The sequence below is a fragment of the Haloarcula marismortui ATCC 43049 genome (assembly GCF_000011085.1).
GTDB classification, from domain to species: Archaea; Halobacteriota; Halobacteria; order Halobacteriales; family Haloarculaceae; genus Haloarcula; species Haloarcula marismortui.
Genome location: NC_006396.1, coordinates 2,262,831 through 2,286,921, shown reverse-complemented (window position 1 = coordinate 2,286,921; position 24,091 = coordinate 2,262,831). Strand labels below are relative to the sequence as shown.

General features: G+C 63.7%; 24 protein-coding genes. 11 read left to right on the top strand and 13 right to left on the bottom strand.

The genetic code is table 11. The features are described from left to right. Positions 1–103: 103 nt before the first annotated feature. Both alaS and RR_RS15455 read left to right on the top strand, forming a co-directional pair. A complete protein-coding gene (gene alaS, locus RR_RS15460; protein WP_011224298.1) occupies positions 104–2,887 on the top strand; it encodes an alanine--tRNA ligase in 2,784 nt (927 codons plus the stop codon). Positions 2,888–3,236: 349 nt separating this feature from the next. Continuing rightward, entirely contained in the window at positions 3,237–3,428 is a 192-nt protein-coding gene (locus tag RR_RS15455) for a DUF7511 domain-containing protein (RefSeq protein WP_007189487.1), read from the top strand. An 18-nt stretch (positions 3,429–3,446) separates the two neighbouring features. On the opposite strand, the gene RR_RS15450 is transcribed toward RR_RS15455, so the two are convergent. Next, complete coding sequence (locus tag RR_RS15450) at positions 3,447–5,309, bottom strand: cation:proton antiporter (protein WP_049939017.1); 1,863 nt, start codon at positions 5,307–5,309, stop codon at positions 3,447–3,449. Between the two features lie 82 nt (positions 5,310–5,391). Here RR_RS15450 and RR_RS15445 point away from each other — a divergent pair, with 82 nt between their 5' ends. The 5 genes from RR_RS15445 (at position 5,392) to RR_RS15425 (ending at position 8,379) form a co-directional block, all read left to right on the top strand. Further along, positions 5,392–6,153 carry an alpha/beta fold hydrolase gene (locus RR_RS15445; protein WP_011224296.1) on the top strand — a complete coding sequence of 254 codons (762 nt, stop codon included), beginning with the start codon at positions 5,392–5,394 and terminating at the stop codon, positions 6,151–6,153. Positions 6,154–6,211: 58 nt separating this feature from the next. After that, the gene (gene hisB, locus RR_RS15440) at positions 6,212–6,799 is read left to right on the top strand and encodes an imidazoleglycerol-phosphate dehydratase HisB (protein ID WP_004959567.1); all 588 of its coding nucleotides are present in this window, start codon (positions 6,212–6,214) and stop codon (positions 6,797–6,799) included. Positions 6,800–6,874: 75 nt separating this feature from the next. After that, positions 6,875–7,378 carry an ACT domain-containing protein gene (locus RR_RS15435; protein WP_004959564.1) on the top strand — a complete coding sequence of 168 codons (504 nt, stop codon included), beginning with the start codon at positions 6,875–6,877 and terminating at the stop codon, positions 7,376–7,378. After that, positions 7,378–7,713 (top strand): 2Fe-2S iron-sulfur cluster binding domain-containing protein, encoded by a 336-nt coding sequence (locus RR_RS15430; RefSeq protein ID WP_004959561.1) that lies wholly within the window; start codon positions 7,378–7,380, stop codon positions 7,711–7,713. The genes RR_RS15435 and RR_RS15430 overlap by 1 nt, the downstream gene beginning before the upstream one ends. A gap of 63 nt (positions 7,714–7,776) precedes the next feature. Beyond that, positions 7,777–8,379 (top strand): IMPACT family protein, encoded by a 603-nt coding sequence (locus tag RR_RS15425; protein ID WP_004959559.1) that lies wholly within the window; start codon positions 7,777–7,779, stop codon positions 8,377–8,379. A 6-nt stretch (positions 8,380–8,385) separates the two neighbouring features. Here the strand turns inward: RR_RS15425 and RR_RS15420 are convergent, their stop codons facing one another. From RR_RS15420 to mutL, 3 genes are all read right to left on the bottom strand, one after another. Continuing rightward, complete coding sequence (locus RR_RS15420) at positions 8,386–9,471, bottom strand: aminomethyltransferase family protein (RefSeq protein WP_011224295.1); 1,086 nt, start codon at positions 9,469–9,471, stop codon at positions 8,386–8,388. A 220-nt stretch (positions 9,472–9,691) separates the two neighbouring features. Next, a complete protein-coding gene (locus RR_RS15415; protein WP_011224294.1) occupies positions 9,692–10,636 on the bottom strand; it encodes a PfkB family carbohydrate kinase in 945 nt (314 codons plus the stop codon). Positions 10,637–10,716: 80 nt separating this feature from the next. Continuing rightward, on the bottom strand, positions 10,717–12,870 hold the full coding sequence (gene mutL, locus RR_RS15410; protein WP_049939016.1) for a DNA mismatch repair endonuclease MutL: 2,154 nt from the start codon (positions 12,868–12,870) through the stop codon (positions 10,717–10,719). A 135-nt stretch (positions 12,871–13,005) separates the two neighbouring features. Between mutL and RR_RS22495 the strand changes: the two genes are divergently transcribed. Beyond that, complete coding sequence (locus RR_RS22495) at positions 13,006–13,149, top strand: hypothetical protein (protein WP_004590504.1); 144 nt, start codon at positions 13,006–13,008, stop codon at positions 13,147–13,149. Between the two features lie 109 nt (positions 13,150–13,258). Then, positions 13,259–14,527 carry an HAD family hydrolase gene (locus RR_RS15405; RefSeq protein WP_079890997.1) on the top strand — a complete coding sequence of 423 codons (1,269 nt, stop codon included), beginning with the start codon at positions 13,259–13,261 and terminating at the stop codon, positions 14,525–14,527. Positions 14,528–14,536: 9 nt separating this feature from the next. Here the strand turns inward: RR_RS15405 and RR_RS15400 are convergent, their stop codons facing one another. Then, positions 14,537–15,394, bottom strand: a complete 858-nt coding sequence (locus tag RR_RS15400; protein WP_004959547.1) for a hypothetical protein — start codon at positions 15,392–15,394, stop codon at positions 14,537–14,539. Between the two features lie 214 nt (positions 15,395–15,608). Between RR_RS15400 and RR_RS15395 the strand changes: the two genes are divergently transcribed. Together RR_RS15395 and RR_RS15390 are read left to right on the top strand one after the other, a co-directional pair. Then, positions 15,609–16,115 carry a hypothetical protein gene (locus RR_RS15395; RefSeq protein ID WP_004959544.1) on the top strand — a complete coding sequence of 169 codons (507 nt, stop codon included), beginning with the start codon at positions 15,609–15,611 and terminating at the stop codon, positions 16,113–16,115. 62 nt (positions 16,116–16,177) lie between these two features. Further along, the gene (locus tag RR_RS15390; RefSeq protein ID WP_004959541.1) at positions 16,178–16,378 is read left to right on the top strand and encodes a hypothetical protein; all 201 of its coding nucleotides are present in this window, start codon (positions 16,178–16,180) and stop codon (positions 16,376–16,378) included. Here RR_RS15390 and RR_RS15385 read toward each other — a convergent pair whose 3' ends face one another. The 8 genes from RR_RS15385 to RR_RS15350 all read right to left on the bottom strand — a co-directional run bounded on the left by RR_RS15385 (position 16,379) and on the right by RR_RS15350 (position 24,063). Further along, the gene (locus tag RR_RS15385) at positions 16,379–16,828 is read right to left on the bottom strand and encodes a hypothetical protein (RefSeq protein WP_011224291.1); all 450 of its coding nucleotides are present in this window, start codon (positions 16,826–16,828) and stop codon (positions 16,379–16,381) included. It abuts the gene before it with no gap. Between the two features lie 78 nt (positions 16,829–16,906). Then, positions 16,907–17,218, bottom strand: coding sequence for a DUF7521 family protein (locus tag RR_RS15380; protein WP_004959533.1), 312 nt, complete (start codon positions 17,216–17,218; stop codon positions 16,907–16,909). Between the two features lies 1 nt (position 17,219). Continuing rightward, positions 17,220–17,591: an ArsR/SmtB family transcription factor gene (locus tag RR_RS15375; protein WP_049919129.1), complete on the bottom strand. Its 372-nt coding sequence runs from the start codon at positions 17,589–17,591 to the stop codon at positions 17,220–17,222. Between the two features lie 362 nt (positions 17,592–17,953). Then, positions 17,954–19,138, bottom strand: coding sequence for a LolA family protein (locus tag RR_RS15370; RefSeq protein ID WP_011224289.1), 1,185 nt, complete (start codon positions 19,136–19,138; stop codon positions 17,954–17,956). 61 nt (positions 19,139–19,199) lie between these two features. Continuing rightward, complete coding sequence (locus tag RR_RS15365; RefSeq protein WP_011224288.1) at positions 19,200–20,039, bottom strand: LolA family protein; 840 nt, start codon at positions 20,037–20,039, stop codon at positions 19,200–19,202. A 107-nt stretch (positions 20,040–20,146) separates the two neighbouring features. Continuing rightward, positions 20,147–20,992, bottom strand: a complete 846-nt coding sequence (locus tag RR_RS15360; protein ID WP_011224287.1) for an ABC transporter permease — start codon at positions 20,990–20,992, stop codon at positions 20,147–20,149. 19 nt (positions 20,993–21,011) lie between these two features. Further along, positions 21,012–22,028 (bottom strand): ABC transporter ATP-binding protein, encoded by a 1,017-nt coding sequence (locus RR_RS15355; protein WP_004959515.1) that lies wholly within the window; start codon positions 22,026–22,028, stop codon positions 21,012–21,014. 94 nt (positions 22,029–22,122) lie between these two features. After that, positions 22,123–24,063: an ATP-binding protein gene (locus RR_RS15350; RefSeq protein ID WP_011224286.1), complete on the bottom strand. Its 1,941-nt coding sequence runs from the start codon at positions 24,061–24,063 to the stop codon at positions 22,123–22,125. Positions 24,064–24,091 lie beyond the last annotated feature (28 nt).

The window sequence follows — 24,091 nt, the reverse complement described above, 5'->3', positions numbered from 1 at the left end:
TTCGGTTGTAGTCCGACTGCATCTACCTGACAACAGTGACTCCCGGCTCAATACTCGGCCCCTTCGGAACAGTTTTAGGCGAACGTGGGCCAACTGAACACCAATGAGCGACCTCGACGAGGCCTACCAACTCGACTACTTCGAAGAGGAAGGCTTCCACAGACAGGAGTGTGTCTCCTGTGGCGACATGTTCTGGTCCCGTGTCAAGCGCGAGACCTGCGGCGAACCGCCGTGTGCGGAGTACGACTTCATCGACAACCCCGGGTTCGACGAGTCCCACTCGCTGACGGAGATGCGCGAGGCGTTCCTCTCTTTCTTCGAGGACCGTGACCATGAGCGCATCGACCCGTACCCGGTGGCAGCCAACCGCTGGCGCGACGATGTCCTCCTCACGCAGGCGTCGATTTACGACTTCCAGCCGCTGGTCACCTCGGGGACGACGCCGCCGCCGGCGAACCCGCTGTGTATCAGCCAGCCCTGCATCCGGATGCAGGACATCGACAACGTCGGGAAGACCGGTCGGCACACGATGGCCTTCGAGATGATGGCCCACCACGCGTTCAACGCCCGCGAGGACATCGAAGACCCCGAGCAGTACGCCTACGAGGGCGAGGTGTACTGGAAGAACGAAACCGTCCAGTACTGTGACGAACTGTTCGAGGAGATGGGGGCGAATCTGGACGAAATCGTCTACATCGAGGACCCGTGGGTCGGTGGCGGCAACGCCGGTCCGGCTATCGAGGTTATCTACCGCGGGGCCGAACTCGCCACGCTCGTCTTCATGTCCATGGAGCAGGACTCCGATGGCGAGTACGAGATGAAGGACGGCAACCGGTACTCGCCGATGGACACCTACATCGTCGACACCGGCTATGGGCTCGAACGCTGGACCTGGATGAGCCAGGGGACGCCGACGGTGTACGAGGCCGTCTACCCCGACATGATCGCCTTCCTCAAGGACAACGCCGGCATCGAGCTCACCGACGAGGAAGAGCGAATCGTCCACGAGGCCGCGAAGCTCGCGGGCCGGATGGACATCGACGAGGCCGAAGACATCGAAGCCGAACGCGACACCATCGCCGCCGAGGTCGGCGTCGAGGTCGAGGAGATGCGGGACCTGATGGCTCCGCTTGAGGACATCTATGCCATCGCCGACCACTGCCGGACGCTCGCGTACATGCTCGGGGACGGTATCGTTCCGTCGAACGTCGGGACAGGCTATCTGGCACGGATGGTCCTGCGCCGAACGAAGCGACTGGTCGACGGCGTCGGCGTCGACGCGCCGCTTGACGAACTCGTCGACATGCAGGCCGAGCGCCTCGACTACGAGAACCGCGACACCATCCGCGATATCGTCCGCACTGAAGTAGAGAAGTACCGCGAGACGCTTGACCGCGGTGGCCGGCGCGTCCGCCAGTTGGCCGACGAATACGCCGAGAAGGGCGAGCCGATTCCGACGTCGGAACTGGTCGAACTGTACGATTCCCACGGGATTCAGCCGGACATGGTCGAGGAGATCGCCGCCGAAAAAGGCGTCGCGGTCGACGTGCCCGACGACTTCTACGCGGTCGTCGCCCAGCGCCACGGCGGCGACGATACCGCCACCGAGGAGTCACAGACGCCCTACGAGGACCGACTCGAAGAACTGCCCGAGACCGACCGGCTCTACTACGAGGACCAGCAGCGGACTGAGTTCGAGGCCGTCGTGCTGGAGGTGTTCGACCGCGATGAGGACACCTACGACGTGGTGCTCGACCAGACGATGTTTTACCCGGAGGGCGGTGGCCAGCCCCCGGACAAGGGGACGCTGTCGACCGACGACGTCTCCGCCGAGGTGACCGACGTCCAGCAGTACGGCGATGTCATCGTCCACACCTGCGACGACGACCCCGGCAAGGGTGAGTTCGTCCGTGGGCAGGTCGACGCCACCCGTCGCCAGCGCCTGATGCAACACCACACGGCGACCCACATCGTCATCCACAGCGCCCGGCAGGTACTCGGCGAGCACGTCAGGCAGGCCGGGGCCCAGAAGGGCACCGACTCAGCCCGCATCGACATCCGCCACTACGAGTCGGTGAGCCGCGAGAAAGTCAAAGAGATTGAACGCCTCGCAAACGACATCATTCAGGACAACATCACCGTCTCACAGGAGTGGCCCGACCGCAACGATGCCGAGGAACGGTACGGCTTCGACCTCTATCAGGGCGGGATTCCGGCCGGCGAGCAGATCCGCCTCATCACTGTCGGCGACGACGTGCAGGCCTGTGGTGGCACCCACGTCGCCCGAACCGGCGACATCGGGGCTGTCAAGCTCCTGAACACCGAGCGGATTCAGGACGGGGTCATCCGCCTGACGTTTGCGGCGGGCAACGCGGCCATTGAGGCCACCCAGCGCACCGAAGACGCGCTCACCGAAGCCGCGGATATCCTTGACGTTGCGCCCGATGCCGTCCCGGAGACTGCCGAGCGGTTCTTCGACGAGTGGAAGGCCCGTGGCAAAGAAATCGAACAGCTCAAAGAGCAACTCGCTGAGGCCCGCGCGAGCGGCGGTGGCGACAATGAAGAAGTCGGGGTCGGCGATGCGACCGCTGTTGTCGGGCGCATCGACGCCGACATGGACGAACTCCGCGCGCAGGCGAACGCTATCGTCGAGCAAGGCAACATCGCGGTGCTTGGCTCGGGACTCGACGGCGCGCAGTTCGTCGTCTCAGTGCCCGACGGCGTCGATGTCGACGCCGGTGAAGTCGTCGGCGAACTCGCCGGTCGCGTCGGCGGCGGCGGTGGCGGCCCGCCGGACTTTGCACAGGGCGGCGGTCCCGATGCGGACGCGCTTGACGACGCGCTTGACGACGCGCCGGAGATCCTGCGAACTGTCGCAAACGCCTGAACCGTCTCTGGTTTTCTCGCCGTTAGTGCTGCTTTCCGCTCCGTTGCTTCGGACAGTTGTCCGATTGTGGAGGAATATTCTGCTCGAACGATTCGAATACATCCAAGGGATACAATTACATTTACTTGTATTAGGTATATCTGGATGAGTTTCCAAAAGTATTTTTAGTAACTGCCCATCTATAGCAGATATGAGCGGAGAACGTGACATCGCACACATTCGGACTCACACCGAGTACGTTCGGTCACAACGGACGTGTCGGCGCTGTGGGACCAGTGTGCCCGCTGCCAGCGGCCGTGCTCCCGACGAACTGTGTACAAACTGCAGTGCTACCCACGCTACCTGAACGATGAGTGCTACCACGACGCCCCCGTCGGACACCGATCTGAACGAAGCGCCGGAGTTCGAACTGGATTACCTGTACGACGACCCCGAGAACCCTTCGGAGCTGACTATCTTCCCCTCGGATCGCCAGCAGTCCGTGACAGAGTGGGTTACCGCGGACCGTTCGGCGACCGTCTCGCTCGACGAACTGCGCTGAGCGGTACGTGCTGTCCGGCTAGCCGCCCTGACACAGTCTTCTGGCGTCCTGCATCGCTTCGTTGGTCTCGCAGACGAGCGTCAGGTGATCGCCGCTGGCGAGGCGGAAATCGCTGTCGGGGACTCTGTCTGTGCCGTTGCGACTCACCATTGCGACCAGATAGCCGTTCGGAAGCTTCTCCGCGGTTTCCTCTATGGTCCGGTCGACCAGTGAGTCGTTGCTGAGTTCGACTTCCAGTACGTCCCCTGTTCGGCCGGAGTCCGACAGCCAGTGGGCCAGCGCTGGTCGCTCGACCGCGTCGTCGATTGCGTCGGCGACGGCGAAGCCGGCGGATATCGTCTCGACGTCAAGGTCCTCGAAGGCCTCGACGTTGTCCGGCTGGTTCGCTCTGGCGACCACGGTGTCGACGTCGAACCGGGTCGTCGCCAGCTGTGCCACGAGCAAATTCACGTCGTCGTCTGCGGTCGCAGCGACGACGACGGATGCCCGATTCGCCCCTGCTTCTTCGAGGACGGTCGCGTTCGTCGCGTCCCCGTGAACGACGCGGTGGCCGTCGGCCCGGGTCCGTTCGACGGTGTCCTCGTCGCTGTCGATGAGGACGACCTCTTCGCCGCGTGATTCATACCGTACTGCCAGCTCCCGGCCGACACGACCGCCACCGACGATGAGTGTTTGCATAGGAAGGATGTCAAGCGCTTGCGCGAAGTGACGGGCCAGCCCGCCTTGAAACATGACGGTCGCGAAGATGACGAGAAAGACGGTCCCGACGAGAACCGTCGCGGCTTCGGGGTTCTCGGGACGCAGTTCGATGGCAAACAGCGTGGCGACGCTGGCCGGGACGATACCGCGCGGCCCCATCCCGCCGACGAACATCCGCTCTCGAACTGTCAGTCGGCCACCTAGCGTCGAGAGGAACACGCCAAGCGGGCGGACGAGCGCAGCGACGACGATGACGACGACGAGCCCGCCGACCCCGAGCGCACGCAGGTCGCCGAGTGAGAGCTGTGCCGCCAGCACGATGAACACGAACGAGAGCACAAACAGCGTAATACCGCCCTTGAACCCGGCAACCTCCTCTTTGTGGGGGATCTCGGCGTTCCCCAGTACGATACCGGCAATGGCGGCGGCTGCGATACCGGCTTCAGAGAGCCACATACTCCCGAGCGCGTACGCCAGCAGTGCCGCGGTCAGGACCACGACCCGGGCGTTCTGAAGGGCATTGTCCGCCGACAGGTGCCACCGCTTGAGCAGTAGTGCGGTGCCGCCACCGACGGCGATGCCGACGACGTGGCCGACGGCCAATCGGGCGACGAACGCCTCGATGACGACCACCGGCGAGGACTGGCTCGCGATGACGAACTCGAAGGTCGCCACCGCGAGGATAGCGGCGGTCACGTCGTTGATGATACCTTCAGTCTCCAGCGCCGCGGCGACCCGGTCCCGCACTGGAACCACCTGCATGATCGGCGTGATGACCGTCGGCCCGGTGGCGATAAGCAGGCTTCCGACGAGGACGGCGACCGGCCATGTCGTCCCGAACACGACCTTGACGGCGACGGCGGTTCCGACAAGCGAGACGAACGCGCCGATTGTCACCAGTCCAAGCGCCTCCCTGGACGCTTCACGGACTCGCTCGACGGTAAGGTGGAACGCCCCCTCGAAGACGATGATACCGACGCTGAGGCCGACGATAGCCTGCAGCCCGGCCTGTCCGAATATCGCGGGGTCGACGAGGTCGAGGGCCTGCGGGCCGACGAAGACGCCGGCGACCAGCAGGAACGCGACGCTCGGGATCTGGAGCCAGTCGGCAACCAGTTGCGCGGCGACACCTAGGCTCACGACCAACACGACGGCGCCGATAAGTGATTCTGCACCGGACACAGGACTGGCGGTCCTTCGATAGCCAGTGTGAAAGAGCTACCTACCGAAAGAGACACACCGCCGGCGCGGGAATCGACGGCCAATGCCGACCGCACGCAACCGCGACGTGTCCCTTTACTACGAAGCCGACGGCGATGGCCCCACCGTCGTGTTCATCAACGACGTGGGGTACGGCGCGTGGCTCTGGGGCTGGCACTACGACGCCGTCGCCGGCCCCTACGAGACGGTAGTGTGGGACCTCCGCGGGACCGGCCGGTCGGACGCGCCCGCGGGACCGTACGATGTGGGAACGCTGGCGGCCGACCTCGAAGCCGTGCTGGCCGACCACGGCGTCGGGAGCGCCCACCTCGTTGGAGCCGGGCTTGGTGGGATGGTCGCGCTCCAGTATGCCCACCAGTACAGCCGCGCCCGCTCGCTGACGCTGTACTGTACGGCGGGGTCTGGCGATGCGATTGACCGGGACGCACTCGACGCGCTTGCGCTCAATGCCCCGTCGTCGCTCGACGGCGCGTTCTCGCCGGCGTTCCGCGAACACGACCCTGACCTCATGAAGCAGATCGCAGGCTGGCGCGCCGAGGAGGACGCGACCGGCGCGGCTCGTGACGCGCAGGCCAACGCAATGACGGCCTTCGATGCACCACCGCTGTACGAAATCACCCAGCCTGCCGAGGTGTACTACGGGCTGGACGACCCCGTTGTGTCACCGGAGGCCGCACAGTCGCTTTCAGCCGACCTCCCCCGCGGCACTGGGGAGGCTGTCGAAGGTCGCCACTGCTGTTTCATCGAACATGCGCCGGCGGTGACCGACCGATTGCTGGCGCTGCTTGACGAGCAGACAGAGTAACTATTGGACCGGGTGGCCGGACGCAATCCACAAATACACGGCCTGATACGTGATACGTATGACTGACCGGACAGCAGCCGTCACCCGGACCACGGCCGAGACGGATATCGAGGTCACGCTCGACGTCGACGGCGACGGCGACAGCACCATCGACACCGGCATCGGCTTCTTCGACCACATGCTCGACTCCTTTTCCACCCACGGGCTGTTCGACCTGACCGTGCAGTGTGACGGCGATCTGGACATCGACGACCACCACACCGTCGAGGATGTCGCTATCACGCTTGGCGAGGCGTTCACCGAGGCGCTGGACGACAAGCGCGGCATCCGCCGCTTCGCCGACCGCAAGGTCCCGCTTGACGAGGCCGTTGCGAGCGTCGTCGTCGATATCTCCGGCCGGCCGTACTTCGAGTTCGACGGCGAGTTCTCACAGGCCTCGGTCGGTGGGATGACCAGCCACATGGCCAAGCACTTCTGTCGCTCGCTGTCGATGAACGCCGGACTGACACTGCACTGTGGCGTCGACGGCGAGAACGCCCACCACGAGATCGAGGCGCTGTTCAAGAGCTTGGCCCGGTCGCTCGATGACGCGACCCGGATTGACGAGCGCCGGTCCGACGTGGCGAGTACGAAAGGCGAGCTATAGCCGACTCCAGCGCGCGACCGCGCCTGTTTCAACTGCTGCCGGCACCGATTAGTGGCCCCACGTCCACCACTCCGTATGTTCGACGAGATTATGCAGAAATTCGAGGACTCTCCCGGCCAGCAGGACGTCATCCGCTTGCTGCTGGAACGGGGGTTCTCGGTCAACGAGGACGGCCGCGTCGTCTCCGGCGGTATCGAGATTCCGAACACGGGTATCGCCCGCGAGGCCAACGTCGACCGCCGGGTGGTCAACGCAACGACGGACGCGATTCTCGACGATGACGACCTGCGGCGCATCTTCCGCAACATCTCTTCTGTGCCGAGCCTGCTCGACCTCGCCCCAGTGCTCGACCTGCACGCAGTGACTGTCACCGTCCGGGCCGCCGACGAGTCCGGCATCGTCTCGACGGTCACGTCGGCTATCGCCGACCACGGTATCTCCATCCGGCAGGTCCTGAGCGAAGACCCCGAGTTCACCGACGAACCGAAACTGTACGTCATCACCGACGAGGAACTCCCCGGCGACCTCATCAACGAAATCCGCCGGCTGGCGTTCGTTCGGACTATCGAACTGGCGTAATGCCGGCAACGCTCACCGTCGAGACGCCAGCTGGCGAGACCCACGAACTCACCGCCGAACCGGGGGCTGTCCTCCGGGACGTGCTGCTCGATGCCGACCTCTCGCCACACGGCCGCTACGCCACGCGAGTCAACTGCGGCGGCCGCGGCATCTGTGCCACCTGCGGCGTCCGCCTTGCCGAACCGCCCGACCCCGACCACTGGCACGACGACCTTGCCGACCGGTTTGGCTATCCCCGACTCTCCTGTCAGTTGCAGGTTCGGGACGGAATGCAGGTCAAGCTGCTGGACAAGCGGGTCTGGGGGTCGCGACAGGCCGGCGACGAGACGGACTGACTTGATGCCACACGCAGGGAGCGAACGACAAACGCTATTCCGCCGCCGGGCGTACCCCAGCCCGTGACGGACAGCTATCGGACCGTTCCGGGCCGCGGCGAGGCGCGCTTCGAGGTGCGGGGTTCGGAGTTCATCGGCCACGTCGCCCCAGCGACAACCGTCGAAGACGCCGAGGCGTTCGTCGACGCCGTCGGAGAGGAGTACGCCGACGCGACCCACAACGTCCCCGCCTACCGCGTCCGATCCGATCCCTTTCGGGAGTATTCCAGTGACGATGGCGAACCAAGCGGCAGCGCCGGCGACCCCGCGCTGAACGTCCTCCAGCAGCGTGACATTGAGAACATTGTCGCCGTCGTCACGCGGTACTACGGCGGGACGAACCTCGGCGTCGGCGGCCTCGCCAGTGCGTACTCCCGAGCGGTGAAGGACGGCGTTGACGACGCCGGCGTCGTCGAGGAAGTACCCCACGAGCAGTTCACCGTGACCGTCGCCTACGACGACTCGGGCAGTGTTCGGAGCCTGCTCGAATCGGCGGGCGTGGAGTTTGAGGCCGACTACGAAGCCGAAGTCGTCTTCGACGTTCGAGTCCCTACTGTCGAGGCTAGTGAACTGCGAGACCGGGTCCGGAGTGCGACCAGCGGGCGGGCCGTTATTGAACTAGAGTGACCGACGCTACTCGTAGGTCGGCAACCGTGCCGACTGTGCCGAGCCATCAATAAAGGGCAGGTCGACCTGTTGGGCGCTGACCGGTTCACCGTCGATGCGGATTTTCAACGCTTCTTCGGGCCGTTCCCAGCTGAGGTTTGCCAGCGCGATAGGGGCTTCCCGCATCGGACTCTGTGCGGCGCGGGTCACGTCGCCGACGTGCTCGTCGCCGGCGAACACCGCAGCGCCGGGGTCCGGGCACGCCTCGACGGCGAGGCCGACCAGCCGTTGTGTTGGGTGGCCGCGGTTCTCGATACGCGAGACGACCTCCTGTCCGACGTAGCAGCCCTTCTCGAAGTCTAGGGCGTTCCGCAGGCCAAGGTCGTTCGGGAGCGCGCCCTCGATTTCGGTGTCGAACAGCGGTGTCCCGGCCTCAAGCGTCAGCGTCTCCCAGGTCTGGTAGCCGAAGGGGACGGCGTTGAGCCCGCGGTTGACCAGCGTGTCGAAGACGGTCTCGGCGTCGTCGGCGCTACAGACCACGTCGTAGCTCTCCTCCCCAGCGAGGTCGTCTGTCCGGATGACGGAGACGCCGGCGTCACCGAGTTCGCCCCGCTCGAAGGTCAGCGGCGCTGGTGGGGTACCGGTCTGGTGGAGGACGCTGGCGATTTTCTCTGTCGCTTTCGGCCCGTGGACGCCGAAGACGGCGAAGTCGTCAGTCGCTTCCTCGAACTCGACGTCCTGAATGAACGTTTTATCCGCCCACTCCGCGGCCAGTTCCTCGGCCTTCTGGGGCGGCGTGAACACGAGCAGGCGCTCGCCGGCGTTGTACACATACATGTCCGTGTCGACGCGGCCGTCGGGGTCGAGCAAGAGCGCGTAACAGCCCGCGCCGTCCTCGTCCGGGACGCGATTCGAGACGGCGTTGTCGACGTAGTCGACGCGGTCCTCGCCGGTGACGACGATGACGCCGTAGCCGTACTCCATCGCGCCGACGACGTTCCGAACCGCGCGGTGGGTCCGCTCCGGTCGCCCGTAGTTGTCGACGACCTGCCGACCACCGACCTCCCTGAACGTCGCTCCGTGGGCCTCGTGAACGGACTCGAGAACAGTCATTGTACGGGTATGCGGCCCTCGTGGGGAAAAACGTCCCGTTAGCGCCGTCGGTGTGTGCGGGAAGGGGCTACAAGCCGTGCGGCCATCGTCACGGCGGCGGTGACGCGCTGACCGCTGCCGTCTGTCGCGTCCACGGTCTAATTGTCACCGCGTCACGGCGGACGTCCCTGGCTAATAGCGGAGTAAACAGAGATCGGTACGGCCGGCCGGTACGTGCCACCTACGGCCGTCTGGACTGCTGTGAATCGACGAGACGCTCAACCTCGGACGGTTCGAGCGGCGTCAGCGGCCCGGACAGTGTTCGAGACAGCGCTGCTGCCGCGACACCATGGAGCAGCACTTCGTCCGTGTCAGCACCGGCGGCAAGTTGCTGGAGCGTTGCGCCGATGAAAGCCTCGTGTTGTCCTGCTTCGTCTACTGCGGACGTTTCGATGGCATCTTGCTCGTGAATGACGCCGTCGTGGTAGGCAACCGCACCGTACTCGCTCCGTGTGAGAATCACGCGGGTGAGGTCGTACTCCGTTGCGAGCGTGTGCACGACCTCGCGCGGACTCCCTGTCGTATCAAACACCGCGGAAACCTGCTCTTCGGCGGCAAAGAGGGTATCGACGGCTGGTAGCAGGTCTGCAAGGGCGTCGAGAGCATCTTCGGCGTCCCACAATCCGGGGTGGAAACCGAGGTCGAACGCCCGCATTCCTGCGGCCGCTCTGAGCAATGCCCCCGTCGTGTCGGCGGCTGTCTCAGAGAGCGAGAGAGTTGCGCCCGAAGTAAACACCACGTCCGCGTTCTGTATCTCGCCCATCGGCAACTCGCCGGGCGTCAGCGTCGCCATCGCGGTGTCGCCGCGGTCCTGCAGTAGCCGTTCGGCACGGGGTGGGTCGGCGTCTTCGTGGAACGTGAGTCCCTGGCGGCCGGTGTCTGGGTCGGCCCAGACAACCTCTGTCTCCAGACCGAACTCATGGAGCTCCGCGACGACACGCCGCCCGAGCGGCGTGTCCGGGACCTTCGAGAGCCACTGTGCGTCAGCCCCGAGTCGACCGGCTGTCGCCGCAACGCTGCTCGCGGTCCCGTCGACGCGAATTGACGCTTCGCGGGCCGTCTCGAATCGCTGTACGTCTGGGGGTGAAAATCTGAGAGCGGTCTCGCCGAACGTTACAAGTGACATACCGCGTGCATCGGGAGACGAAGGTTTAGTTTAATCGGCTGTATCGACTGCTGTGCCGGGGGACGGGCCGTCTTCCTTCGCTATCGCCGGCGACCGCCGTGCCCGGGGTAATCACGCTCGAACCTGTCTTCGAGTTCCTGCCGGTCGATGTGAATGACCGTCGGTCGCCCATGGGGACACGCGTAGGGGTTCTCACAGTCGTCCAGTGCGGCGAGTAGCTCCCGGACGGAGCCCTCGGTCAGCGACGTGTTCCCGGTCACCGAGGGGTAACACGCCAGGTCGCCGAGCAGTTCGTCGGCCGCCGCTTCGACCGTTGCCGCCGCTTCGTCGTCGCCGGCGACGAACGCACCGAGTACGTCCCTGACGATGTCCGGCCCGGCCGCGTCGGCGATGACGCCCGGGAGGGTCCGGACTTCGACGCTGCGCTCACCTGTGCGCGCCGTGTGGAACCCCAGACTCGCCAGCGCGTCGCTACGTCGGTCGAATACCTCGGCTTCGCGCGCAGTCAGTCCGAGTTCGACCGGGTTAGCAAGTGCCTGCGTCGTCGTTTCGCCTTCGAACTTGGCCTTGAGCCGCTCGTAGTTGACCCGCTCATCGGCCGCGTGCTGGTCGACCAGCACGAGGCCGTCATCTGTCTCCGCGACCACGTAGGTGTCGGCTAACTGTCCGAGAATCCGCATCGAAGGCAGCGATTCGTGGGTCGCCTCCGGGTCGTCGCCGAGACGTGCCTGCTCCTGACCGCCGGTAAACTTCCGTTCCCCGCGCTCCGCCGCTGTCTGGCCCGTCGCGGACGCGCCGGGGCGTTCACTGTCACTATCTCCACCCGAAACGCTACCCCCTGTCTGACCAGTCCCGGATTCGCCCGACGTACCGTCCGTCCTCCCGGTTTCAGAGGACGGCTTCGTGTCGGCTGATTGAATTGATGGGGCTGTGTCGGATGACTCGCAGTTCCCTGTCTCCGTCTGGGTACCGTCCGGTCGGGCTGTGGGCGCAGTATCTGGCTCCTGTGCTGGTGCCTCAGCACTGTTTTCCGTTGCGGTGGTGTCCGTCTGTCCCGACGTTGTTGCGTCGTCTATGGCATCCCGGCCGTTCGGGGCTGCCCGCTCGCCTCCGCTATCGGTCGCTCCGTCCGATTCCGGCGTTATCTCTGTCTGCTCCGGTGCTGACCGGCCACGCGGTGCTGTCGAGCGTAGTAGCCCCTCACGCAACAGCGCGTCCTCGACTGCAGTCCGGACCTGTTCGCGAACGCCTTCGTCGTCAGCGAAGCGGACCTCCATTTTCCGAGGATGGACATTCACGTCCACGTCGCCCGCGGGAACGTCCAGAAAGAGGACGGCGAAGGGGTAGCGGTCCGGCGCGATCTGGGTACCGTAGGCGTCGATAACGGCGTCCCGGACGGTTCCGGCCCTGACGTAGCGACCGTTGACGTACGTCGAGAGGTACTCGCGGCCAGCGCGGTTCGTCTCGGGGTGGGAGACGAGGCCGTGGACGCCGTCGAGCGGTCCATCTGGGAAACTGTCCATCTCGTCGCCGCTCCCTGTTGCCTCCGAGCCTGCACCGACCGAAATCATCGACTCGGCGACTTCCCGGCCGTAGACCGACATCACTGTCTCGCGCAAATCGCCCTGGCCGGTCGTCGAGAACGTCTCGCGGTCGCCGTGGGTCAGCGAGACGGCCACGTCCGGGTTAGCCAGCGCGTAGCTGGCGACGACGGTGTTGACGTGTGCGAACTCCGTCGACTCTTGTTTGAGGTACTTCCGGCGGGCTGGGACGTTATAGAAGAGGTCTTCTACCGCCATCGTTGTCCCCTCCGGACAGCCGGCGGGGCTGACTGACGTGACGTCACCGCCTTCGAGCACCAGTTCGGTTCCCACGTCGCCGCCGCGGGGTCTGGTCCGGATCGTCAGCCGTGAGACCGCCCCGATCGCGTGCAGCGCCTCGCCGCGGAACCCGAGTGTGCCCACGCCACCCTCCAGATCTGCAATGTCGCGGATTTTCGACGTGGTGTGTTCCTCGACGGCCGTTTTGACGGCTTCTCGGTCCATCCCGATGCCGTCGTCCGTGACGCGAATCCCGTCGGTTCCGCCAGCTTCCACAACCACGTCGACCCGGCTCGCGTCGGCGTCGATGGCGTTCTCGACCAGTTCCTTGACGACGGAGGCCGGCCGCTCGACCACCTCACCGGCCGCGATGCGTTCGACGGTCTGGTCGTCGAGTCGCTGGATGTCGGTCATACGTGCCTCCGCATATGATTGCGACCAGCTAACGGGCGGAGCGACTTGATACTGTCTGCCCTCGCCTGCGTGTATCAGCCAGCTCATGAAAATAGTTAACACAACACAGTCCTGAGCCTCGCATGGTGACGACCCATGTGCCACCACAGAGAACGCTCCTGGACCGAAGCGACGGCGGACGACGAGGCAACTGACGAGGACGAGGAGGAGCTGCCATCCTTCCTCAACGAGGAGGCGACCGAAACCGAGGTGCTGACGGACGGCGGCGACGAGGCGTAGCAGCAGCGCACCCTCAGTAGCGGTGTTGGCAAACCAGCCGTTTTTTGTCGTGTGTGAGGACCACAAACCCGATAGCTAAAGTACGCTCGCCGTCAGTCGCCACTATCCTGTGGACCTCGACATGGAACAATACGACCAACTTTACCGTCTCTACAAGAGCGTAGACACGACGACGCTGCGTGGCTATCAGGAGTTCGTCGACCTGTTTCCTCCGCTCAGCTCGACTGTCGCCCTGGAACAGTGGGAAACCGCCAGTGACCGCCTCGACGCCCTCAAAGCCGATATTACCGACGAGTTTCCCGGAACCGGCGAGACCTACGCGGAAATCGCGGCCCGGCTGACTCGCGACGAGGCTTTCACCGCACTCGACCTCTACTCGAAGTACGACCGGTCGGTGAACGTGCTCGTGCTGGATGTCGATGAGACGCTCCGGTCGGCTGGCGACACCGACAACGAAATCCCCCGCGATACGCTGTATCTCCTGACGCAGTTTCACGAAGCAGGAATCCCTATCGTCGTCTGTACCGGCCAGACCTTGGAGAACGTCAAGGGGTTCATGATTCAGGGGCTGGGCAACGACCTCGTCTCCTCCGGGCAGATGAGCATCGTTTACGAGTCTGGTAACGGCGTGTTCACACCCAAACACGGCGAGGACACGAAGCGACTCCTGTACGAACGCCTCGACGGCGCGGTCGTGGATGTGTTCGAAACGGTCCGTCGGCGGGTCCTCTCGGAGGCCCCTGACGCCGTTGGCAAGCGCTGTCATCTTCAGGGCAACGAGTTCAACGTCACGCTGAAACCAAACGCCGAGGTCGGTAGCGACAACGCCGTCGAAATCATCGACGAATCGCTGTGCTACCTCTGTGGCCTCGTCGGCGACGCCATCGCCGCACAGGTTGACGCCGAGGTTGACGACCCTGCAGGCTACGCACGGGCCTACTTCAGCCGCGACCCGGAGATTCTCGATGTGCTGGAGGCCGGCGGTCTGCCGACTCACGCCGACATCGAGGACGCGCCCGAGGCGTTCCGCGACATCCTCGAACGCGTCGACCTGGGCTACTACGAGGGCGATGCGGCCGAACTCGTCAGCCTCGAACTGGACAAGTCAGCCGGCGTTGAGGAGGCCTTCGACGTGCTGGGCATCGACGACCCGTTCGCGCTCGTGATGGGCGACAGCAAGAGCGACCTGCGGGTGATGCGCTGGGTGGACGAGAACGACGCCGGTATCGCCGCCGCCCCCGCCCATTCCTCGCCCGACGTGCTCGACCACGTCAGTTCGAGAGACGATCTGGTGTACGAGGCCGGCGACGCTAGCACGGTGTTGCGGACTATCTACGGTATTAGCCTCGTCGAGCAACTGGACGAGCAGGGCGAGTGAGCCACCTCCCTACGTATTGACCACACTGTCGCCGCTGCGGTGCTGCTCGGGCCACTCGCCGGCAGTGGGGCACTGCGGGTCGATGTCAGCGACGAACCGCATCGTCGTGATATTGAGTACGAGCCCTAGAAACCCGCCGCCCACGATTCCGATGAGGAGGCCGACCGCAGAGACGTTGACGACAACGGCGGTCGCCACCGCTGAGACGAGCAAAACGAGTCCCAGATAGCCGACTGTGTAGGAGAGATACGGCCCGCCGTCGACAGCCAGTTGGTACGAGCCTCTGGCCGCTGCCACAAACCCAGTCCGGCGCAGGACAACCAGATACGGCGTGGCCCAGAACAGATACCCGGCAGCTACGAACGCTGGAATCAAAAGGAACACAGCGCCGACTATCGCGCCCCCCTCACCGAGGCTCCCGAAGCCAAGCAGCCCCAGTGCCAGTGGGACGAGAATAACATATGGGAGGGCAGTTATCACCAGAAACGGGACAAAGTATGCTAGCACGCTCATCGCGAAGCCCTCGTGGCGACCGAGGAGTTCTGCCGCGATAGTTCCGAAGTAACCCGCACTCAGACCGGCACGTAGCACTAGTACTCCCGGTATGACAACCACCGCAAACGGGGCCGACAGTGGGAGGCCAACATTTGCCGTGACACCGCTACCGGGCAGACTCACAAACTGCCAGATGGTCACAACGGACGCAGGGACGCCGAACTTAATGCCGATGTGCGCCCCGTCGTAGGTGAGTACTTGCCGGATACTATCCGTCTGCATGACCGCCAGCAGTATCGGGACCAGGATTAGCGATATGTGGTCGCCCGCTTTCTTCCAGCCATCGGCAAGTCGAGCGGTGAACGTCGGCATCAGTTGCGTTCCCCCGCTAGCGTCGGGTGTTCGCTTGGCACTGACCGTGACACATGACGTGCCACCGATTCGAGGCGTCGCTGTGCGGTTGTCGTGCGATTGGTGGAGGGCATCGGCTCAGATGTCTGTACACGATATAATATGCGTTCTGGTGGGGCCGCTCTGGCGTCTCGCGCCACCCAACAGTTAGGCCGCCGCCGACCGAACTGCCCCCATGAGTCTCGATACCGTGTTCGGGCAGGTGCCGGACCCGCAGTCGTACTCCTTCCCGGATTACGCGCTCCCGCAGGGCGACCCCGTCAAACCCATCGCGCTGACCGACGACGAACTGACGGCGCTGCTTGACCTGTACGACGCGTTCAGCGCCGTGGACCCGACGGGCATGGACTCGAACCCGTTCCTGCGGGCGACCAGCGAGTTCCTCCAGCAGGCCCTCGGTGCGCCGCTCACCCGGCCGGACGAGCAACTGAACGACGACATCGCGGCCCTGCTCAACGACTTTTCCGGCGATCTGGGCGAGCAATCGATGGGCGTCGTCGACGCGACGCCGGCCCACCACCGGACGCTGTACTTCTTCCTGACCAGCTGCAAGGCGTACCACATGGCCCCGCATCTGCAGTTCGACCCCGACCCGGCCGCCGTCGAGACGCTGTATGCGGTGTACGAACGCGTCACCGAGCAGGCGTTCTATCTCAAACGGCCGAAAAGCGTCCTCGAATAACTGCCAGCGTGTCGACTCGGGACTCCGGTCCGTTTATCGGGGAGCGAGCTAAACTGCCGCCAATGACAACCGACCAGCCCGAAATCCCGGTCGTGTGTGAGGCCTGTGGGACGCGGACATCGGTCGCGTTCGAGGATGTCGAGGACGCCGTCGCGCGCCACAACGAGCAACTTCACGACGGTGATCCGGTCGCTGAGGTCGACCCCGACGTACTGGAAGAACTTGCTGACCGCCTCGCGAAGGATATCGGCTTGCTGGAATAATCAGTCGTCCAGCGGGAGTCGCTCGTAGGCCTCTCGATCAGCGCTGGCAGCAAGCGTCCGCGGCTGCAGTCGGCAGACGTTCTTCACGGTTCGCGGGCCGAGCACGCGGGGCGAGACGAACCGCGGTCGCCCCGGTGCAGTTCCGGGGCCGTCGCCCAGTGCGAGTACTGCGCCGTTGAGGTCAGCGAGCGGGATACACGCCAGGTCGCCGTTCACTGATTCAAACTGGACGTGGGTCGTGTCGCCGGGCATCGCCGCCGCCTCCAGTAGGTCGAACACAGCGACGCCGGTGTACTCCCGTTCGATCCGGTCGCCGGAGGCACACTCGAACGCGACTGGGCCGCGGACGACCTCGAACGAGAGCCGTTCGGCTGCCACGTCCCAGGGGAGCAGCAGTGGGTCAGCCCCGTCGATACGGACCGTCGGCCGCCCCTCCGGCGTTTGCGACATAGTTATGCCTTCCAACCGGATGGACTTGAGATATTCGGCGTTAGATTGCGTGGCACACCAAGCGGCCCAGCGGGGCACTCACTCCCGGGAGTGGAGCGAGTACGCGATAAAGAGGACGCCGACGAACTGGAAGGCGCGCGTGACGAGTGTCAGCGGTTGCTGGAACTGACTGGAGAGCAGGCCTTGGCGAAGGAGGACTGAGCCGGTGAACGCGACGACGAAGGCTACCGCCGTGAGACAGAACAGCCCGACCGAGAGGTACTGCATCGTGCGGCTGTTGTGCCGGCGATACCCCCGATAGGCTTGGTAGCCGACGTACCCACCCAGTACAGTCGAGCCAAACGCCAGGGCAGTGATGAGCCAGTTCATGAGCGTCTCTATGGCGACCATGTCAGAGATTCTCCCACATTTTTGTGAATCGGTCCGCGGTGTCCTGTTCGTCCTGTCCCGGGAACGCCGGCGGTTCGGTCCGCTCGATTTCGGTTTCGAAGTCACCCTCAGCAAGCGCCAGCGAGAACTCCGAGAGCGTGGCAGCGAACACGCTGTAGTCGTTGCCGCCCGTCTCTATCTGGGTCTGCTCCTCGATGAGGCCGTACTCCTGAAGCCACTCGACCCGTCTGTACACGGTCGGTTGTGACATCTCACACTGGTCGGCGAGCTGTTTCGCGGACATGGGTTTGACACTCGCTGCTGCGAGGATATCCCGGGCGTACTCGTCACTGAGCAGGTCGAGGATGTCGCCCACGGCCGGGTCCTCACTCACGTACTTGACCAACGTCCCGTCCCCGAATAAAAGGTCCTGTCAGTTTCCGAGTCAGAAGTCAGTCGCGGTAGAGAAGGGCGCAGTGTCAGCGGGGACCGGCGCAATCAGGGCATTCCTTCGGGCGAAGGTGGGGCGAGGAGGGGGACCAGTTTGCAGGCGGCCCGGCCCACATTCCTTCCCGGGGTGGCAGCCCGGGGAACCATAGGGCGGTGTGGCGGACAGACAGCGGCCGTCGCCGGAGGGCGCTGGTGGCACGGTGTTGTCAGGGCCGCTGCACTCGAAGTAAGGAGGGGTTCCATCATATAACGTGCAGTCGAACTTCTGACCCAGAAAACGGCGGCTTGATATGCCAGCGTGGCTGTTCACTCGCCGCTGGGACAGCCGACTGACTGACCGATTGTGATGAGTCGGTCCGCGGACACGCCCTCACCGCGAATCGTGTACCGGTAGCGTTCGCAACTCCACGACACTGATGTTGTCAGCCCGTAGCTGACCTGTGCTGGCTGTCCGTCGATTGTTACCCCTTCGCTGGCGTTGTCCCCGACACCCGGCCGGTCGTACTTGGCAACAGTGATCAGACTGGTCCGGTTCATGTAGCGGAGGCCGACGCTGTGGACCCGTCCCCGTGTCTGGGTCGCATAGGTCAGTTCGTATCCCGGCGGAATGTCGGGCTCCGGAACCTGGACCTCGGTGTCGGCTTTGAGCGCACCGACCGACTCGTAGGTCTGTCGTTCCGGCGTCTCCGGGACCTCGACAGTCGTATTGTCCGGGAAGCTGGGGGTAAACACGTCTTCAGGCACACCGGTATCGTAGGTGACGTCCGTGTACGTCGTTGTCACGACTGTGCGCTCACCGTCGGCTGTCCACGCAGTGCGCTTTTTGACCGGGAAAAACTGTTCCGTGTCTACCCATATGGTCTGCTCGTAGGTCGCTGTGTCGTCTTTCGGTGCCACGTGGATGACGTACACTTCACGCCCATCGAGTGATTCAGTACCGCGGTAGCTGACGGTCATTGACCTGGCAGATTCGGTCGGCCGTTGCTCGCCGCGGGGAACGACGGGTAGCGGCTCAACTGACTGTGAGTCGGTCGCCGCGTCGGCCGCCGTGGCCATGTTGAGGCTCGCAAACAGGCGCTGGAGCCGCTTCCCTCGGTCTGACCCGGGGCTGCTGAGAGAGATACGTGTCGCCTTCGCGCGGCGCTGGTCGTACAGCCACAGTGCCGACCCGTTCGACACCCGGAGGTCGTATCGTTCAACGGTGCTGTTGACGACTGCCAGCCGTTTCTTTTCGGTCCCCGGCTGGAGCACGGTGTCGTAGGTCGTCCGACTTGCGACCGTCCCATTCCGGGTAATAGTCGTCGTCTGTGTCGCGTTGATGCCATCTATCGACTCGTAGCGTTGCTGCACGTCCGCATCGATCTGCGGCTGATCGGCGGTCCCGGTACTCGCGAATGCGAGCGACCAGATCGCAACAGCCAGTACACCAACGACGACGACCGTCGCGATGGTGAGCACCAGTCGTTCCGATGTGAGGTGTCGAGTGACCATATCTCGGGTTACCAGGCGCAGGGGACTGTTCGGCGGCGTTCAATCTGTCTGAGCGACAATATTATGTAGCACATAACTGGCAGCGCAAGTAAAACCTCCTATCTGTTGGTTCTGGAACGCTGACAGTTGTGTCGTCCGGGGCGTCGGGGGAAAACACGTCACTGGACACACCAGTGTCGTACGTGACGTTCGCGTACCTTGTTGTCACAACTGTGTACTTTCCATCTGCTGTCCAGACAGTCCGCTTTTTTGTCGGGAAGAACCGCTGTGTTTCGACCCAGACTGTTTGCTCGTATGCTTTTGTCTCATTTCTCGGCGTCACATGAATGACATACGCCTCACGTCCGTCAACTGGTTCCGTGCCCCGGTAGCTGACGGTCATCTCCTCGGTTGAGTTGACCGGCCGCTGTTCGCCTCGGGGGACAACAGGCAGTGGTTCAACCGGCCGCGGGTCTGTTGTCGCCCCGTCAAGTTTCGTGAACAGACGCTGTAGCCGCTCACCTCTGACAGACTCAGGCTCGGAGAGAGGAACTCGTGTCGCACTCTCACGACTGTCGTTATACAGCCATAGCGTTGACCCGTCCGATATCCGTACGGTACCCGCCTGTGACGTACTATTGACAGGGACGAGCCGTTTTTTCTGCGTGCCCGGTTGGAGCGTAGCGTGGTAGGTCGTCCGACTCGCGACCGTCCCGTTCTGTGAGACGATCGTCGTCTGTGTCGCGTTGACGCCATCTATGCTCTCGTAGCGTTGCTGCACGTTCGCATCGATCTGGAGTTGGTCGGCGGTACCGCCGCTCGTGAGCACAAGCGACCACGCCGAAATAGTTAGGACACCAATAACGAGGGCTGTCGCGATGGCAGGGACAAGTTGCTCCGTTGAGAAGTGTCGAGTGACCATAGCTGGAGTACGAGGCAGGGACTTTCTGGCGCTGTATGTGCAGTCTGAGCGACAGTGTTACGTATCAAATTAGTGGCAACATAAGTAAAACCACCTGTCTCCTTCAGTCAGTAGTCACCGAGTACGCCGAGCTGTCTGGCCCGTCGAGTCGTGTACTGAAACACGACATACCCCAGCAGTACATAGCCGGCCGGGACACCGATGAGGAGGCCTAGATCGGTAGCGGAGAACTGCCAGATCCGGGTCCCGTCGACCATCGCTCGCTGGAGGAGCGCGCTCCCGTGGGCCAGCGGCAGGACCCGCGTCCAGCCGAGTTCGAACACGGGCGCGGAGATGAGAATAATGAATCCGAACTGGAGCAGATTGAGCCAGTTCCCGATGCGCTTGTACAGCACCGCGACGCCGCCGGCAGCGAACCCCAGACCCAGTACCGACGCGATGGTCAGCGACGCGACGACGACCACAGTCAGGACGTTCAACTGGAGTGTCGTCCCGGTAATCGCAAGCATCACCGCCAGCACCACGGTCGAGGTAATGAACGTCCGTACGACTTTCGCGACGCCCTTGCAGAACGCAACCGGCGCGAAGCCAAACGGCGTCATGACGTGCCGTTCGAGCGTTCCCCACTGGGCCTCGCTCCCGATGTCGTTCGAGATTGACTGGTACGCGCCGACGGAAAGCGACCACAGGAAGTAGCCGACGATGATGCCCTCGATAGAATCCGTTACCGCCTGCCCGGCAAGCATCCGACCGCCGTAGAACAGCAGACCGAAAAAGAACACCGAGATGACGATGCCGCCGACGGCGTTAGCCGGATAGCGGACGAAGATGAGGTACTCGCGGTACAGCACCGCTCGCGCGAGGTCAAGATAGCCCGCCTGCATGGCGGCACTGATAGTCTGGGCACTGGCACCATCACTGTCGTCCGCGTGCGTGCCGGCGCTTGCAGTCATCGTCCTGACCCCGCCTCCCTCATCGTCCTTGACCCGTGATTTCGACGAACACGTCTTCTAGGTCCGGTTCAACCGTGCCGACGGCTGAGAGCGTCACGTCGTGGTTCCGGCACAGGGCCAGCAGGCGATAGAACCCGTCGCTGTCGGTCGCTACTTCGACGCGCCGGCCCCGCTCGGTGCTCGTCACCTCGACCACCTCGAAGCGCTCCCGGATGATCGCAAGCAGACCATCGGTGATGTCGGGACTGGTGACGGCGAACGCGTTCGCGGTGAACTGGTCGAGCACGGCCGGCACGCTGTCGTCGGCGATAATCTCTCCTTCGTTCATGATGATGACCCGGTCACAGACGTCTTCGATGACATCCATGTCGTGGCTGCTAACGACAGCCGTGAGGTCGCGCTCGTCGACAATTCGGCGCAGTTCCCGTCGCAGCGTCAGCGAGCTTTCGACGTCGAGTCCCAGCGTCGGTTCGTCGAGAAACACCAGGTCGGACTCGCTGGCCAGCACACTTGCCAGCGACACCTTCTGTTTCATCCCGCGGGAGAGGTCTCGAACCGGCACGTCGGCTTTTTCGAGGAGGTCGAGTTTCGCCAGCAGTCGCTCGTGCCGGTCGGCGACGGCATCCGGCTTGACGCCCTTGATGGTCGAAAAATAGCGCAGGTTCTCCCGGACAGTCAGCCGCCAGTAGTCGTTTCGCGCCCCTTCGAGCATCCCGTCGACGTGGCGGTAGGCTGCCCGCGGGCTCTCGCTCATGTCGATACCCTGCACTCGAATCCTCCCAGAATCAGGCAACACCAGCCCGAGAATCGATTTTATCGTCGTCGTCTTGCCCGCACCGTTGGGGCCCAGCAGGCCGACGACCGTCCCCTGCTCGATGCGAAACGACACGTCGTTGACGGCCGTCACCGCGTCCGCACCGCTACCGAACTGCTTTGACAACCCCTCGACGGCGAGTGCGGGCGTCGCTCCGTCCTTCGCTGTGGACGGTTGCTCGGCGGCCCGCGAGCCCTGCCGCGGAGGGCGCTGGGATGACATAACCCATACTGAGGGCTTCAGAACCAAAAGGCCAGCCACGCCCCGCGGTGGTCTGTCGATGTCGCTGTCCCGTACCGGTGTCTTTCTGGCCTGTTCAGGCAGGTTCGAGGCCTGTCACCTCAAACCGCGCGCCGCCGGCCTCGCTCTCGGTGGCTGTGACCGTCCACCCGTGGACCTCGGCGAGCCGCTGAACGATTTTGAGTCCGAACCCGGTCCCGTTCTCGCCGGTCGAGTAGCCCTCTTCGAACACCTGCTCGCGGTCGTCCTCCGGGATGCCCGGTCCGTCGTCGGCGACGTAGAACCCGTTTCGGTCCGTGTCTTTGATGACACCGACTCGCACAGTTGCGCTCCCGTCACTGTGGTCGGTGTCGTTGTCAGCCGGCGCCTGAGCGCCCGTGGACCCATGTTCAACACTGTTCCGAAGGAGGTTCGCTAACAGCCGCCGGAGTTTTGCCGTATCTGCCTGAACCTGACGGTCGCCTTCGACGACGAGCGTCGCCTGATCACTCTCGACGCTTTGCCAGCACTCTTCAACGATGCCGGTAAGCGCAACGGATTCGAGGTCAGTCGCCGTTTCGCCGGCGCGTGCAAACGCCAAGAGGTCGTCTATCAGCGCTCGCATTCGCTCATGGGCACGCGACACCTTGTCGAGTGCGTCGCTGTCGTATTCTGCTCTGGCCAGTTCCAGATTCCCCTCCGCGACAGTCAGTGGGTTTCGGAGGTCGTGGCTGACGATGCTTGTGAACTCGTCGAGGCGCTCGTTCTGGCGTTCCAACTGCTGTTCGTACGCCTTGCGCTGGGAGATATCCCGGCCGATACCCACGGTCCCGACAGGCGCCCCATCAGCATCAGTCAGCTGTGTTCCGGCAAACTCGTACGGAATCCGCTCTCCATCGGCAGTCAGAATCTCCGCTTCGACAGTTACCCGGCCGCTGGCCCGCGTTTTCTCTACCGCCGCGGCGACCGTCTCGTGCTCGTCGGCGGGGAAGAACTCAGAGACGGACATCTCGTCGATCTCGTCGTCGCTGTATCCTGTGACTTCGGGGATGCGCTCGTTCCATCGCTGAAGACTGCCGTCCGTGCCGATGACATAGAACAGGTCATACAGGGTATTCAGCGCCTGATCGATGAAATCGCGCTCCTCGCGAAGCTGACGGTCACGGTCGAGACGGTTAAGCGCCGCCGTCGCGTGGACTGAGAGCGTCCGCGCGAGCGTGACATCTGTGTCATCGAATGCACCTATCTCGCATGATCCGATGAGGAGGACACCATGGTCACCGAGCGGAAGGATGAGTTCGCTCTGGATGTCCGTGTCCGGATTATACCGGTCCGGACTTGACGCGACATCGTTGTGAACCCGCGTTTCGCCGGTTTCGAAGGCCTGCCATGCGAGGCCATCTCCGGGCTCGAAGACCGGCGGCATCCCGATGAGCTCTTCTACCTGATTGGTCCATGCGGCCGGATACAGACCGTCGCCGTCGGCGAAGTGAACCGCGTTGGCCGGCATATTGAGGATCGTCCGAGCCGCGTCCACGGTGACTTGCGCAACCGCATCAGCAGTCGTGGCTCGCATGAACGCCCTGGCGGTGGAGTGTAGCTCCTCGATAGCACGCTCTCGGCGTGTACTCTGTGTGGGTTCGATATCGTCGGCTGTCCGTTCGACGGCGTTGACGACGGTGTGTGCGAGTCGTGCGTACGGTTCCGCGCCGCCGTCAGCCCGGAGGTACTCGGTGACACCGGCGGAAATCGCGTCACTGGCGGCTGCTTCATTTCCCTCGGTGGTGAACAGAACGAACGGCATGTCCGGCGATTGCTTGCGGACCGCATCGAGGAACTCGACGCCGGTCTGTCCCGGCAGGTCGTAGCCGGCGATGACACAGTCGAACGTACCCTCATCGAGTCGCTTGAGGCCGTCGGCAACGTTCGTCTCCGTCTCGACCGTGATACCACAGTGCGCCTGTTTCAGCGCACCTGTGGCCGCTTCGACGACAGCCGGGTCGTCGTCGACGTGGAGAACGTAAATCCGGTCGCTCATTGCCTTCTAGCAGTGACAACTCCCGTAT